Genomic DNA, 14,226 nt, shown 5'->3' with positions numbered 1-14,226 from the left:
GAATTCACACATGCAATGGGAAGTTGTGATCGGGCTGGAAATCCACACTCAGCTCGCCACCCAGTCGAAGATCTTCTCCGGCAGCGCCACCACCTTCGGTTCCGAGCCGAACACCCAGGCCAGCCTGATTGACCTGGGCATGCCAGGCGTTCTGCCGGTGCTGAACCAGGAAGCCGTGCGCATGGCGTGCATGTTCGGCCTGGCCATCGACGCCGAAATCGGCAAGCGCAACGTGTTCGCGCGCAAGAACTACTTCTACCCCGACCTGCCCAAGGGCTACCAGATCAGCCAGATGGACCTGCCGATCGTCGGCAAGGGCCACCTCGACATCGCCCTGGAAGACGGCACCATCAAGCGCATCGGGGTAACCCGTGCGCACCTCGAAGAAGATGCCGGCAAGAGCCTGCACGAAGACTTCAGCGGCTCCACCGGCATCGACCTCAACCGTGCCGGCACCCCGCTGCTGGAGATCGTTTCCGAGCCGGACATGCGCAGCGCCAAGGAAGCCGTGGCCTACGTCAAGGCGATTCATGCGCTGGTGCGTTACCTGGGCATCTGCGACGGCAACATGGCCGAAGGCTCGCTGCGTTGCGACTGCAACGTGTCGATCCGGCCAAAAGGCCAGGCCGAGTTCGGCACCCGCTGCGAGATCAAGAACGTCAACTCGTTCCGCTTCATCGAGCGCGCGATCAACAGCGAGATCCAGCGCCAGATCGACCTGATCGAAGACGGCGGCAAGGTGGTCCAGGAAACCCGCCTGTACGACCCGAACAAGGACGAGACCCGCTCCATGCGCAGCAAGGAGGAAGCCAACGACTACCGTTACTTCCCCGACCCGGACCTGCTGCCGGTGGTGATCGAGGACAGCTTCCTGGAAACCGTCCGCGCCAGCCTGCCCGAGCTGCCAACACAAAAGGTCGAGCGCTTCCAGCAGCAATACGGCCTGTCGGCCTACGATGCCAACGTGCTGGCATCCAGCCGCGAACAGGCTGATTACTTCGAAGAAGTGGTGAAGATCGGTGGCGATGCCAAGCTGGCCGCCAACTGGGTCATGGTCGAGCTGGGCAGCCTGCTGAACAAGCTGGGCATCGAGATCGACCAGGCCCCGGTCAGCGCCGCGCAACTGGGTGGCATGCTGCTGCGTATCCGCGACAACACCATCAGCGGCAAGATCGCCAAGACCGTGTTCGAGGCCATGGCTGCCGGTGAAGGTGATGCCGACAGCATCATCGACAGCAAAGGCCTCAAGCAGGTCACCGATACCGGCGCGATCGACAAGATGCTCGACGAAGTGCTGGCGGCCAACGCCGAGCAGGTCGAACAGTACCGCGCAGCCGACGAGGCCAAGCGTGGCAAGATGTTCGGCTTCTTCGTCGGCCAGGCGATGAAAGCCTCCAAAGGCAAGGCCAACCCGGGGCAGGTGAACCAACTGCTCAAGGCCAAGCTCGAAGGGTGATCTGAACATCGGCGAGGGCCCCGCCCTCGATCGCCGGCAAGCCAGCGCCCACAGGTACAGCAGCGCTCTCGAGGGCTGTGGGGTCCCTGTGGGAGCCGGCCTGCCAGCGATGGGCCGCACAGCGGCCCCAAATGCAGCATCGGAGCATCTGAATTGCTAAAACGATCCCTGAGCACCCTCGCCCTCTATTCCCTGCTGGCCGGCTGCGCCAGCCATGACATCGACCCGCGCGGCTACGACCAGACAGGCACCGCCTCCTACTACGGCTCGCGCCACCACGGCAAACGCACCGCCAGCGGCGAACCGTTCAACCAGAACGGCCTCACTGCCGCCCACCGCAGCCTGCCCTTCGGCACCCGGGTACGGGTCACCAACACCGCCAACCAGCGCAGCGTGGTAGTGCGCATCAACGACCGTGGGCCACATACGCGTGGCCGCCTCATCGACCTGTCACGTGCCGCGGCGGAAAAAATCGGCATGATCCGTAGCGGAACCGCGCAGGTGCGAGTACAAGGGCTTAGCGACTGACGCGACAGGAGTCCGACCATTTTCGACCTGGCCACCCTTGCTACCTTCAGCCTTCTGCAACTGGGCATCGCCCTGCTGTTGCTGGTTGCTGGCGCCGAATTGCTGGTGCGCGCAGCCTTGCGCCTGGCCCAGCGCCTGCATGTACGCCCGCTGATCATCGGCCTGAGCCTGGTGGCCTTCGGCAGCACCGCGCCGCAACTGACGGTGAGCCTGCAGGCCGCCTACCAGGGGGCGCCGGACGTGGCAGTGGGCAGCGTGGTCGGCAGCAATATCTTCAACGTGCTGGTCATCCTCGGCCTGGCCGCGCTGATCATTCCGCTGCGCGTGTCACGGCAACTGGTGCGCCTGGACATTCCGCTGATGATCGCCGCCAGCGGGCTGGTCTTCGGGCTAGCCGCCAACGGCCACCTGGGCCGCATCGAAGGGGCATTGCTGCTGCTTGGCCTGGCCGGCTACCTGGCCACGCTGTGGCATCAGTCCCGCCACTATGCACGCACCTACCCTGCACCGGCCACGCTCGTCACCAGCGCCGGACGCTTCTGGTCGGGCACGCTGTTGCAGGTGCTGGCCGGCCTGGGCCTGCTGAGCCTGGCCGGCCACCTGCTGCTGGAAGCCGCGGTGGAAGTGGCCACCGACCTCGGCCTGTCCGAGCGCATCATCGGCCTGACCGTGGTCGCCATCTGCACCTCCCTGCCGGAACTGGCCGCCGCGCTGATCGCCGCACTGCGCGGGGAACGAGAAATCGCCGTGGGTACGGTGATCGGCAGCAACCTGTTCAACCTGCTGGCCGTACTGGGCCTGACCGCACTGGTCACCCCGCAGCCGCTGTCGATTTCACCCAACGCCCTGGCCTTCGACCTGCCAGTGATGCTTGGCGTTGCCGCGCTGAGCCTGCCAGTGTTCTATTCCGGCTACCGCATTACCCGCGCCGAAGGCCTGGTGTTCCTCTGCCTGTATCTGGCCTATGGGCTGCACGTGGCGGCGTTTACCATGGGCCTGCCGCTGGCCGGCCGCCTGGAGCGGCTGATGCTGTTCTACGTACTGCCAGTGCTCGCCGTGGTGTTGCTGTACACCACCGTGCGTGCCTGGCGCCGCCAACACTAAGGAAAACAACATGGCTGATAGCAACAAGACCGGCGAGCAGATTCGCCGCCAGGTAATGGGCGACGCGTTCGTCGACCGCGCCCTGGGCAATGCCACCGACTTTACCCAGCCGCTGCAGGACTTCGTCAACGAACATGCCTGGGGCAGCGTGTGGGCGCGCGATGGCCTGCCGCTGAAGACCCGCAGCCTGATTACCCTGGCCACGCTGACGGCACTCAAGTGCCCGCAGGAACTCAAGGGGCATGTACGCGGGGCGTTGAACAATGGCTGTACGGTGGAGGAGATTCGTGAAGCGCTGCTGCATTGCGCGGTGTACGCCGGGGTGCCGGCGGCGATCGATGCGTTCCGGGCCGCGCAGGAAGTGATTGACAGCTATCAGGGCTGATTCAGCCTTTTTCAGGCCCGGCCTCTTCGCGGGCACGCCCGCTCCCACAGGGACCCCACAGGCTCCGAAACCTGTGCAGTACCTGTGGCAGCGGGCGTGCCCGCGAAGAGGCCAGGCCTGCCTTGCCTATTTGGCCTGGCGCGCCTTCTTCAGCTTGAAGGCCACCCACAGCGCAGCAATCCACGATGGAATCAGCATCACCGAAATGCGAATCGGCGGAGTCAGGTACATCACCACCAGGATCAGCACGATGAACGCCAGGCACAGGTAGTTGGTCAACGGGTGCCCCCAGCTCTTGTAGAACGGGATGATCCCGGCCGCCAGCTTGGCCTTGCGGAATTTCAGGTGGGTAATGCTGATGCTCGCCCAGTTGATCACCAGCGCCGAGACCGCCAGCGCCATCAGCAACCCGAACGCTTCACCTGGCATCAGGTAGTTGATCAACACGCACAGCCCGGTCGCCAGCGCCGACACGCCCAGCGCGGTCAGCGGCACGCCGCTGCGGCTGACCTTCAGCAACTGCCGCGGCGCGTCGCCCTGGCTGGCCAGGCCGAACAGCATGCGGCTGTTGGCGTATACACAGCTGTTGTACACCGACAGCGCGGCCGTCAGCACCACGATGTTGAGGATGGTCGCCACCAGGTCGCTGTCCAGTTCGTGGAAGATCATCACGAACGGGCTGCCGCCCTGCACCACCTTCTGCCACGGGTACAGCGACAGCAGCACCGCCAGGGCACCGATGTAGAAGATGAGGATGCGGTACACCACCTGGTTGGTGGCTTTGGGGATGCTCTGGCGCGGGTTGTCGGCCTCGGCAGCAGTGATACCCACCAGTTCCAGGCCGCCGAAGGAAAACATGATCACCGCCAATGCCATCACCAGGCCGGTGACACCGTTGGGGAAGAAGCCGCCGTACTGCCACAGGTTGGCCACGCTGGCATCCGGGCCACCATGGCCACTGGTCAGCAGCCAGGCGCCGAAACCGATCATGCTGACGATGGCTACCACCTTGACCAGGGCGAACCAGAATTCCATCTCGCCATAGACCTTCACCTGGGTCAGGTTGATCAGGTTGATCACCACGAAGAAGATCGCTGCCGTCGCCCAGGTGGGGAAGCCCGGCCACCAGTACTGCACATAGATACCCACCGCGGTGAGTTCGGCCATGCCGACCAGCACGTACACCACCCAGTAGTTCCAGCCCGAGACGAAACCGGCGAACTCGCTCCAGTACTGGTGCGCGAAGTGGCTGAAGCTGCCGGCCACTGGCTCTTCCACCACCATTTCGCCGAGTTGGCGCATGATCAGGAAGGCCATCAGACCGGCGATGGCATAGCCCAGCAGGACGGAGGGGCCGGCCAGCTGGATGGTTTGGGCGATACCCAGGAACAAACCGGTGCCGATAGCCCCACCCAGCGCAATCAGCTGGATATGGCGATTCTTCAGCCCGCGCTGCAACCGCTCGGGCGTGCTCTGGTCTTGCATGAAGTGTCCTTTAGCTCAGTGAGGCAGTGTTGTTGTGTTATTTGCAGTGAAGGATCTAGATCCATCCGCCCCACTGCAAGATGAAAATACCAATATTGGTGGTAATTGCCGCCATCAGCGTGGTAACCACGATGATCGACGCCGCCAGCTCATGGTTACCGTTGGCTGCCCGCGCCATCACGTAGCTGGCTGCTGCGGTCGGGCTACCGATGTACAGGAACAGGATGCCCAGTTCGGCACCGCGAAAGCCGCAGAGCCAGGCACCCAGGGTGCCGACCAGCGGCAGCCAGACCATCTTCACCAGGCTGGCGTCGATGGCCAGCCTGCCGCTGTCGCGCAACGCCGCCAGCGACAGGGTGCCGCCGATGCAGATCAACGCCAGCGGCAGGGTCATCTGCGCCAGGTAGTCGCCTGAAGTGAGCAGCCAGTTGGGCAGCGGCACCTGGCCGTAGGCCATCGGCGTGGCCACCAGTACGCTGATGATCAACGGGTTGCTGAAGATGCTCTTGCAGATGCTCCATGGGTCGGACTTCAGGTCCGGGCTGTACACCGCCAGCACCACCGCCGACAGCGAGTTGTACAGCAGGATCACCAGGCCGGCGAGCACCGCGCCCAGGGAAATACCGTAGTCGCCGTACAGGCTGGCGGCCAGGGCCAGGCCGATCACACCGTTGTTGCCACGGAATGCGCCTTGGGTGTAGATGCCCCGGTCCGCTTCGGGGCAACGCCAGATGGCCAGCCCCCAGGCGATGGCGAAGCCGACCAGGGTGGCGGCGGTGAAATACAGCAGGACCCCGGGTTTGACCGCAGCGCCCAGGTCGGCGTGGTAGATGCCGAGGAACAGCAGCGCCGGCATGCATACGTTGAATACCAGCTGCGAGGCGACGCGGTTGAAATTGTCATCGATCAGACGGATGCGTTTGAGCAGCACACCCATGAACAGCATGGCGAAGACCGGTGCCGTGATGTTCAGCGTCTGGATAAGAAGGGCGAGCATGCGCAAGCGATCCTGGAGGGGTTGCCGTTAGGCGGCTAATGATACGCCAACGGCCGGGACTTGCGGGGATCGCGGGGTAATACAGAGAAATCTCTGTCAGTACCAGCCTCTTCGCGGGCTTGCCCGCTCCCACAGGTATTCCACAAGCCCAAGACCTGTGCAGTACCTGTGGGAGCGGGCGAGCCCGCGAAAGGGCCGGTACAAGCCCGGCAGGAATCAGCGCCGGACCGGGCGCTTCTGCAGTTTGCGCTGCAAGGTCCGGCGGTGCATGCCCAGCGCCCGCGCAGTGGCCGAGATATTGCCTTCGTGCTCGTTCAGCACGCGCTGGATGTGCTCCCACTGCAGGCGGTCGACCGACATCGGGTTTTCCGGCACCAGGGTATCCAGGTCGGTGTGTTCCGACAGCAGCGCCGCCAGCACGTCATCGGCATCGGCCGGTTTGCACAGGTAGTTGCAGGCACCACGCTTGACCGCCTCCACGGCGGTGGCAATGCTCGAATAGCCAGTCAGGATCACCACGCGCATTTCCGGGTCCAGCTCCAGCAGCTTGGGCAGCAGCACCAGGCCGGAGTCGCCGTCCATCTTGAGGTCCAGCGTGGCGTAGTCCGGCAGGTCCTGCTGGGCCAGCAGCAAGCCTTCCTCGGCCGAGCTGGCGGTGCTTACGCGGAACCCGCGGCGGCTCATGGCACGGGCCATGACCCGGGTGAAGGTGGCATCGTCATCCACCAGCAGCAGGTGCGGAAGCTCTTCGCCTTCGACCTGGTTTTCTTCGCTCATCATTCATCTCCTCGCTTGCCATGGGGCAGGCGCAGTTCGGTCAGGGTGCCACCCTGTTCATGACTATAGAGTTTCACCGAACCGCCCGCACGGGTCACGCTGGCCTTGCTCAAGAACAGGCCCAGGCCGAAGCCTTTGCCTTTGGTGGTAATGAAGGGCTTGCCGATGGCTTCGGCAATGGCCGGCGGCACGCCGGGGCCATGGTCGCGGATACTGATGACGATGTCGTGGGCATCCCAGTCCAGGCGCACTTCAAGGTCATCGGGGCAGGCATCGGCAGCATTGTTCAACAGGTTCAGCAGCGCCTGGGTCAGGTCGGGTGGCGGGGTCAGGCGCGGTACCTGGCCATCGCGCAGACGCTGGAAGCGGTAGCTGGCCTCCGGGCGCATCAGGTGCCAGCGGTTGAGCGCTTCGTCGAGCCAGGCAGTCACGTCCTGCTCCACCACCGCCAGGCGGCGATTGGCCTCGGCGGCGCGCACCAGCTGCTGCAAGGTCTCCTTGCACAGCTTCACCTGGTCCTGGAGGATCTGCAGGTCTTCCTGCAGCAGCGGGTCGGCGTGGTCCTGGCGCATTTCGTTGAGCAACACGCTCATGGTCGCCAACGGCGTGCCCAGCTCATGGGCTGCGCCGGCAGCCTGGGTGGCCACGGCCAGCAGCTGCTCGTCGCGCAGGCTTTCTTCGCGCCGCTCGGAGCGCAACTGCTCCTGGCGACGCAGCTCTTCGGCCATGCGCGCCGCAAAGAAGGTGATCACGGCAGCGGCCAGGGCGATGCTCAGCCACATGCCATAGACCTGCATCTTGTCCCGCGCCATCGGCAAGCCTTCGAGCGGGTAGAACTGCACCAGCAGCAAGCTGTAGGCGGTCAGCGCGATGCCGGAAAGAATCAGCGAATACAGCCACGGCAAGGTCACCGCAGCAATCGCCAGCGGCACCAGGTAATACGAGACGAACGGGTTGGTCGAACCGCCGGAGTAGTACAGCAAGGCACTGTGGATCAGCAGGTCGCAGGCCAGCTGCAGGGCGTATTCCAGCTCGGTAACCGGCAACGACAGGCGCAGGCGCAGGGCCGTGAAAGCACACAGCAGCGATGACAAGGCCAAGGTGCCAGCCAGCGACAGCCAGGGCAGCGGCAGCAGTTCGGTCCAGTAGGCGACGCCTACGGAGCCGGCCTGGGCAGCCAGGACCAGGACCCGAATGACGGTCAGGCGCCAGAGGTTCTGGCGGGTAGCGGACAGCGGTTGTACGGCGGCGAGCATGAGCTCTCCTGATGAGTGCTCCAGAAAATCGGCTGGAGTATACCGAAGCCTGGCGCCGCGCTGCAGTGATGCGGCAAAGCGCCACACTTTGTCACAAGTCCATGATGGCACTTTTGAACCCACTACACTGTTGCCGGTCTGATGGCCCATGCGTGGAATGGATGGCCAAAGCCCACGCCTTTTATTGCCAAGGAGTATCCCACATGCAAAACCCTCGTCGCGGCGCCGCGCTGATCCTGTCCTGCGGCCTGCTCGCCAGCCTGCCGGCGCTGGCTGCCGATGAACCGCGCTACAACCAGGTATCGCTGCGTGCTGAAGTCAGCAAGGAAGTGGCGCGCGACCTGATGGTGGTGACCCTCTACAGCGAAGCGCAGAACACCGACCCGGGCAAGCTCGCCCAGCAGATCACCGAAACCATGAACAAGGCCGTCAAGCAGGCGCGCCAGGTCAAGGACGTGAAGATCAGCCAGGGCAGCCGCAACAGCTACCCGGTGTATGACAGCAAGGGGCAGAAGATCACCGGCTGGCGCGAGCGCGCCGAGCTGCGCCTGGAAAGCGCCAACTTCCCGGCCCTGTCGCAGTTGACCGCCGACCTGCTGCAGGAGCTGAAGATGGGCGGCATGGACTTCTCCATTGCCCCGGCCACGCGCAAGGCCAGTGAGGATGCGCTGCTCAAGGATGCGGTGGATGCCTTCAAGGCACGCGCGCAACTCGCCACCGAGGCGCTGGGCGGCAAAGGCTACAAGGTGGTCAGCCTGAACCTCAACAGCAGTGGTTACCCCCACCCCTACATGCGCAGCGCGCCGATGCCGATGAAGGCGATGGCAGCCGATGAAGCGGCGCCGGCACCGGATATCGAGGCTGGCACCAGCGAAGTCAGCATGAATGCCGATGGCCTGATCGAAGTGCAAATGCCTTGATCCAACCGATGGGAGCGGGCGAGCCCGCTCCTTGAGGATCGCGTCAACTTCAAGCTTTTCAGAACACTCCTACGCACCATTCAGGTGCTTCCTACAGCTTTCCCCGCCCCGAAATATCCCGCAAAAAGCCATCATTCTGCCCGCGCAAACGTTCAACTTCGCGAAAAGTTACACCAATGCGACATCCATGTACGGCCGTACCACTTTTCTGGCGCCAAGGAACCCTTCCCGTATTGCATTGGGTACACCCCCTGCATAAGTATCCGCAGGTCGGCTCACGAGGCCACCTCAAATCGAAAAATGACAACAATGAGGCCACCATGCTCAAACACGCAGTCATTCCGTTCCTGCTAGGCGCAGGCTTGCTCTCCGGCGCACCGTCGGCCCTCGCCGCGTCCAACCTGGTGTTCTGCTCCGAAGGCAGCCCGGCCGGCTTCGACCCGGGGCAATACACCACGGGGACCGATTTCGACGCCTCGGCCGAGACCGTGTTCAACCGCCTGACCCAGTTCGAACGCGGCGGCACTGCCGTGATCCCGGGCCTGGCGACCAAGTGGGAAGTGTCCGACGACGGCAAGACCTACACCTTCCACCTGCGCGAAGGGGTCAAGTTCCACAGCACCGACTACTTCAAGCCCACCCGTGCATTCAACGCCGACGACGTGCTGTTCACCTTCGACCGCATGCTCGACAAGGACCACCCGTTCCGCAAGGCCTACCCCACCGAGTTTCCGTACTTCACCGACATGGGCATGGACAAGAACATCGCCAAGGTGGAGAAGCTCGACGACCACACGGTGAGGTTCACCCTCAACGAGGTCGACGCCGCATTCATCCAGAACCTGGCCATGAGCTTTGCCTCGATCCAGTCCGCCGAATACGCCGACCAGTTGCTCAAGGACGGCAAGGCTGCCGATATCAACCAGAAGCCGATCGGCACCGGCCCGTTCGTGTTCAGCAAGTACCAAAAGGACGCGCAGATCCGCTTCAAGGGCAACAAGGACTACTGGCAACCGGATGACGTGAAGATCGACAACCTGATCTTCGCCATCACCACCGACGCCTCGGTGCGCATGCAGAAGCTGAAGAAGAACGAGTGCCAGGTCACCCTGTTCCCGCGCCCGGCCGACATCCAGCCGCTGAAGCAGGACCCCAAGCTGCAGATGCCTGACCAGGCCGGCTTCAACCTCGGCTACATCGCCTACAACGTGATGGACAAGGTCAAGGGCAGCAACGAAGCCAACCCGCTGGCCCAGCTGAAAGTCCGCCAGGCGCTGGACATGGCTGTGGACAAGAAAAAGATCATCGAGTCGGTCTACCAGGGCGCCGGCCAGCTGGCGGTCAATGGCATGCCGCCCACCCAGTGGTCCTACGACGACAGTATCAAGGACGCCCCGTACGACCCGGAGAAAGCCCGGCAGCTGCTCAAGGAAGCCGGCATCAAGGAAGGCACCGAAATCTCCCTGTGGGCCATGCCGGTGCAGCGCCCGTACAACCCCAATGCCAAGCTGATGGCCGAAATGCTGCAATCGGACTGGGCCAAGGTGGGCATCAAGGCGAAGATCGTCAGCTATGAATGGGGGGAATACATCAAACGTTCCAAGGGTGGCGAACAGGGCGCCATGCTGATCGGCTGGAGCGGTGACAATGGTGACCCGGACAACTGGCTGGGCACCCTGTACGGCTGCGATGCCATGAACGGCAACAACTTCTCCAAGTGGTGCTACAAACCCTACGACGATCTGATCAAGCAGGCCAAGGCCACTCCCGACCAGGCCAAGCGCACCGAGCTGTACAAGCAGGCGCAGCACATCCTCAAGGAGCAGGTGCCGATCACCCCGATTGCCCATTCCACCGTGTACCAGCCCATGAGCGCCAAAGTGAAGGACTTCAAGATCAGCCCGTTCGGCCTGAACTCCTTCTACGGCGTCAGCGTGGACAAATAGGCTAGCTGTGGCACCCGCTGAAGTGCGGGTGCCCCTGCCAACCTCGCCTCCCCCTTCATGTCGCCCCGCCGCCAGCACTGCGGGGGCGGCGCGCTGTTGCCGGCATTTTTTGCACGCGGCGGCGCAAACAGACGTAAAAGGACTTGTTCATGCGCTACACCACCCGCCTTTCCGCCCTGCTGGCCCTCGGCCTGGTCAGCCAGACCCCGGTCGTGCTGGCCAACAACCTGGTGTTCTGCTCCGAAGGCAGCCCGGCCGGCTTCGACACCGCGCAGTACACCAGCGCCACCGACAACGATGCCGCCGAGCCCATCTACAACCGCCTGGTCGAGTTCGAGCGCGGTGGCACCGCCGTGCAGCCTGCGCTGGCAACCCGCTGGGAGGTGTCTGACGATGGCCTGCGCTACACCTTTCACCTGCGCGAGGGAGTGAAGTTCCACAGCAACAAGGCCTTTACACCCAGCCGCGAGTTCAACGCCGACGACGTGCTGTTCACCTTCAACCGCATGCTCGACAAGGGCCACCCGTTCCGCCAGGCCTACCCGACCGAGTTCCCCTATTTCGTCAGCATGGGCCTGGACAAGAACATCGCCCGTGTCGAGAAAACCGGCCCCATGACCGTGGTATTCACCTTGAACGCGGTCGATGCCGCCTTCATCCAGAACCTGGCCATGAGCTTCGCCTCCATTCTCTCTGCCGAATACGCCGGGCAGTTGCTGGCCAGCGGGCGCCCCAGCGACATCAACCAGCAACCGATCGGCACCGGGCCGTTCGTGTTCCAGCGCTACCAGAAGGATTCGCAGATTCGCTACAAGGGCAACCAGGCTTACTGGGCAGCAGACGAGGTGAAGATCGACAACCTGGTGTTCTCGATCAACACCGACCCGTCGGTGCGCATCCAGAAGCTGCGCCGCAACGAATGCCAGGTCACCCTGCACCCGCGCCCGGCCGACCTGCCGGCGCTGAAGGCCGACAGCAAGCTGCAGGTGCTGCAGCAACCGGGCTTTAACCTCGGCTACATCGCCTACAACACCAAGCACCCGCCATTCGACCGCCTGGAAGTGCGCCAGGCGATGGACATGGCGGTGAACAAACAGGCGATCCTCCAGGCGGTGTACCAGGACTCCGGCCAGCTGGCCGTCAACGCCATGCCGCCGACCCAGTGGTCCTATGACAGCAGCATCAAGGATGCGCCGTACGACCCGGACAAGGCCCGGCAGCTGCTGCAGCAGGCCGGCGTGAAGCCCGGCAGCGAAATCACCCTGTGGGCCATGCCGGTACAGCGTCCGTACAACCCCAACGCCAAGCTGATGGCGGAAATGCTCCAGGCCGACTGGAGCAAGCTCGGCTTCAAGGTGCGCATCGTCAGCTACGAATGGGGCGAATACCTCAAACGCATGAAAAGCGGCGAACACGATATCGCCCTGATCGGCTGGACCGGTGACAACGGTGACCCGGACAACTGGCTTGGCACTCTTTACAACTGCGATGCGATTGGCAGCAACAACTATTCGCTGTGGTGCGACCCGCAGTACGACAGCTTGGTCAAGCAGGCCAAGCAGGTCACCGACCGCTCCCAGCGCACCGCCCTGTACCAGCAGGCCCAGCAGCGGCTCAAGCAACAGGTGCCGATTACCCCCGTGGCACATTCAACGGTCAACCAACCGCTGAGCATCAAGGTTTCCGAATTCAAGGTCAGCCCTTTCGGGCGCAACGATTTTTCCGGTGTGAGTGTTGATTGAGCATTAGCCGGTACCGGCCTCTTCGCGGGTAAACCCGCTCCCACAGGGTTCTCCTCAGGTTCACGAAACCTGTGGGAGCGGGCGCGCCCGCGAAGAGGCCCGATTCTGCCCGGTGACCCCGGGCAACCCTGGCAACACCGCAACAAGAAGCCCGGCCCACAAGGCCAGGGAATAACTAGAAGAACAGAAAGGGAGCTTTTAACCTTGAGACTATTCACCTTGACCGCACTGGCGTTATCCATCAGTGCATTATCCACCGTGACCCTGGCCGACCCGCAAAGCCAGGACTATGTGCCCGTCACCCTCAAAGGCAGCAGCGAGCAGGAGCAGGCCAGCGGTTTCATCGACGGCCAGAGCCTGTCGGGCAGCACCCGCAACTGGTATGCCCACGAACGCGCCGCCCGCGCACCGCTGTGGAAGTACTACAAGAGCGACGGCACCCGTCACGACACCCACAGCCGCGAGAACTGGGTGCAGGGCACCATCCTCAACTACAGTTCCGGCTTCACCCAGGGCACCGTCGGCTTCGCCGTCGAAGCCGCTGGCTACAATGCCATCGCCCTGCAGCAAAGCCGCGAGGCGGTCGCCGGCCCCAACAACCGCACCCTGACCCACAGCGACGGCGACCCGGTCGGCCAGTGGAGCAAGATGGGCCTGGCCAACGTCAAGGCACGCGTGTCCAACACCACCCTGACCGTCGGCCGCCAATCGGTGGACACACCGATGATCGCCTACATCGGCAACCGCGCCCTGCCCTCGAGCTTCCAGGGGGCATTCCTGCACAGCGCCGAATTCGACAACCTGAGCTTCGACCTGGGCACCTTCGACCGCGTCTCGCCACGCACCGAGCAGAGCCTCAGCAAGTTCCGCAGCGAGTACAGCGCCACTGGCGTTGAAACCGACCGCGCCAGCACCGCCGGCATCAACTACCAGCCGTTCAAGAGCCTGACCACCAGCCTGTACGCCACCAAGGTCGACGACTTCTGGAACCAGTACTATTTCGGCGCCAACCACGTGCTCGGCGACAGCGCAGTGCTGAGCCTGAGCACCGGCCTGAACTACTACAAGACCGTCGACGCCGGCAGCCAGAAGATGGGCGAAATCGACAACGACACCTACAGCCTGTCATTCGGCCTGACCCACCAGGCCCACACCGTCAGCGCCTCGTGGCAGCAGGTCAACGGCAACGAGTACTTCGACTACCTGCACGAAACCAATGGCATCTACCTGGCCAACTCGCTGCTGTCGGACTTCAACGGCCCCAACGAGAAATCGCTGCAGCTTTCCTACGTGCTGAACATGGCGCCGTATGGCGTGCCGGGGCTGAAATTCAACCTGTACAACGCCCGCGGCTGGGGTATCGACGGCACCCATTACCGTGGTACCGCCTATGACGTCAACGGCCTGGATGGCGAAACCCACTACGAGTGGGGCATCGGCACCAGCTACGCGGTGCAGAGCGGGCCGCTGAAGGACACCAGCATCCGCGCCACCTACACCGCGCACCGCGCCAGCAAGGCCCAGGGCGATGGCAGCCTGGACGAGTTCCGGGTGGTCACCACCATTCCGTTCAACATCCTCTGACCGTCGGCGCCCCGGCCTGCTTCGCTGCGGGCCGGGGCGGCTACGC

Annotated in this window: 12 protein-coding genes; 8 read left to right on the top strand and 4 right to left on the bottom strand. The window is 63.4% G+C overall.

Annotated features, from left to right (window positions below; all coding sequences use genetic code 11):
* The first annotated feature begins 10 nt into the window (after positions 1-10).
* The 4 genes from gatB (at position 11) to HU763_RS04695 (ending at position 3,473) form a co-directional block, all read left to right on the top strand.
* On the top strand, positions 11-1,456 hold the full coding sequence (gene gatB, locus HU763_RS04710; protein WP_170028393.1) for an Asp-tRNA(Asn)/Glu-tRNA(Gln) amidotransferase subunit GatB: 1,446 nt from the start codon (positions 11-13) through the stop codon (positions 1,454-1,456).
* A 153-nt stretch (positions 1,457-1,609) separates the two neighbouring features.
* On the top strand, positions 1,610-1,984 hold the full coding sequence (locus HU763_RS04705) for a septal ring lytic transglycosylase RlpA family protein (RefSeq protein WP_186686221.1): 375 nt from the start codon (positions 1,610-1,612) through the stop codon (positions 1,982-1,984).
* Between the two features lie 60 nt (positions 1,985-2,044).
* Positions 2,045-3,088 (top strand): calcium/sodium antiporter, encoded by a 1,044-nt coding sequence (locus HU763_RS04700; protein WP_170034046.1) that lies wholly within the window; start codon positions 2,045-2,047, stop codon positions 3,086-3,088.
* Between the two features lie 10 nt (positions 3,089-3,098).
* Positions 3,099-3,473, top strand: a complete 375-nt coding sequence (locus tag HU763_RS04695) for a carboxymuconolactone decarboxylase family protein (RefSeq protein ID WP_012270635.1) — start codon at positions 3,099-3,101, stop codon at positions 3,471-3,473.
* Between the two features lie 126 nt (positions 3,474-3,599).
* Here the strand turns inward: HU763_RS04695 and HU763_RS04690 are convergent, their stop codons facing one another.
* The 4 genes from HU763_RS04690 to HU763_RS04675 all read right to left on the bottom strand — a co-directional run bounded on the left by HU763_RS04690 (position 3,600) and on the right by HU763_RS04675 (position 7,988).
* On the bottom strand, positions 3,600-4,958 hold the full coding sequence (locus HU763_RS04690) for an amino acid permease (protein ID WP_186686224.1): 1,359 nt from the start codon (positions 4,956-4,958) through the stop codon (positions 3,600-3,602).
* Between the two features lie 55 nt (positions 4,959-5,013).
* Positions 5,014-5,955 (bottom strand): AEC family transporter, encoded by a 942-nt coding sequence (locus tag HU763_RS04685; RefSeq protein WP_186686227.1) that lies wholly within the window; start codon positions 5,953-5,955, stop codon positions 5,014-5,016.
* A 216-nt stretch (positions 5,956-6,171) separates the two neighbouring features.
* The gene (locus tag HU763_RS04680) at positions 6,172-6,732 is read right to left on the bottom strand and encodes a response regulator transcription factor (protein ID WP_170028388.1); all 561 of its coding nucleotides are present in this window, start codon (positions 6,730-6,732) and stop codon (positions 6,172-6,174) included.
* A complete protein-coding gene (locus HU763_RS04675) occupies positions 6,732-7,988 on the bottom strand; it encodes an ATP-binding protein (RefSeq protein WP_170028387.1) in 1,257 nt (418 codons plus the stop codon). The genes HU763_RS04680 and HU763_RS04675 overlap by 1 nt, the downstream gene beginning before the upstream one ends.
* A gap of 203 nt (positions 7,989-8,191) precedes the next feature.
* On the opposite strand from HU763_RS04675, the gene HU763_RS04670 reads away from it, so the two are divergent.
* The 4 genes from HU763_RS04670 (at position 8,192) to HU763_RS04655 (ending at position 14,180) form a co-directional block, all read left to right on the top strand.
* Complete coding sequence (locus HU763_RS04670) at positions 8,192-8,908, top strand: SIMPL domain-containing protein (protein ID WP_186686228.1); 717 nt, start codon at positions 8,192-8,194, stop codon at positions 8,906-8,908.
* 320 nt (positions 8,909-9,228) lie between these two features.
* The gene (locus HU763_RS04665) at positions 9,229-10,854 is read left to right on the top strand and encodes an ABC transporter substrate-binding protein (protein WP_186686229.1); all 1,626 of its coding nucleotides are present in this window, start codon (positions 9,229-9,231) and stop codon (positions 10,852-10,854) included.
* Positions 10,855-11,003: 149 nt separating this feature from the next.
* Positions 11,004-12,596 (top strand): ABC transporter substrate-binding protein, encoded by a 1,593-nt coding sequence (locus tag HU763_RS04660; RefSeq protein WP_186686230.1) that lies wholly within the window; start codon positions 11,004-11,006, stop codon positions 12,594-12,596.
* Between the two features lie 204 nt (positions 12,597-12,800).
* Positions 12,801-14,180 carry an OprD family porin gene (locus HU763_RS04655; RefSeq protein WP_170028383.1) on the top strand — a complete coding sequence of 460 codons (1,380 nt, stop codon included), beginning with the start codon at positions 12,801-12,803 and terminating at the stop codon, positions 14,178-14,180.
* The last annotated feature ends 46 nt before the right edge of the window (positions 14,181-14,226 follow it).

The organism is Pseudomonas anuradhapurensis, from assembly GCF_014269225.2.
In the GTDB taxonomy this organism is placed as follows: Bacteria; Pseudomonadota; Gammaproteobacteria; order Pseudomonadales; family Pseudomonadaceae; genus Aquipseudomonas; species Aquipseudomonas anuradhapurensis.
Note: the sequence above shows the minus strand (reverse complement) of the source record. Positions and strands in the feature narration are given on the sequence as shown.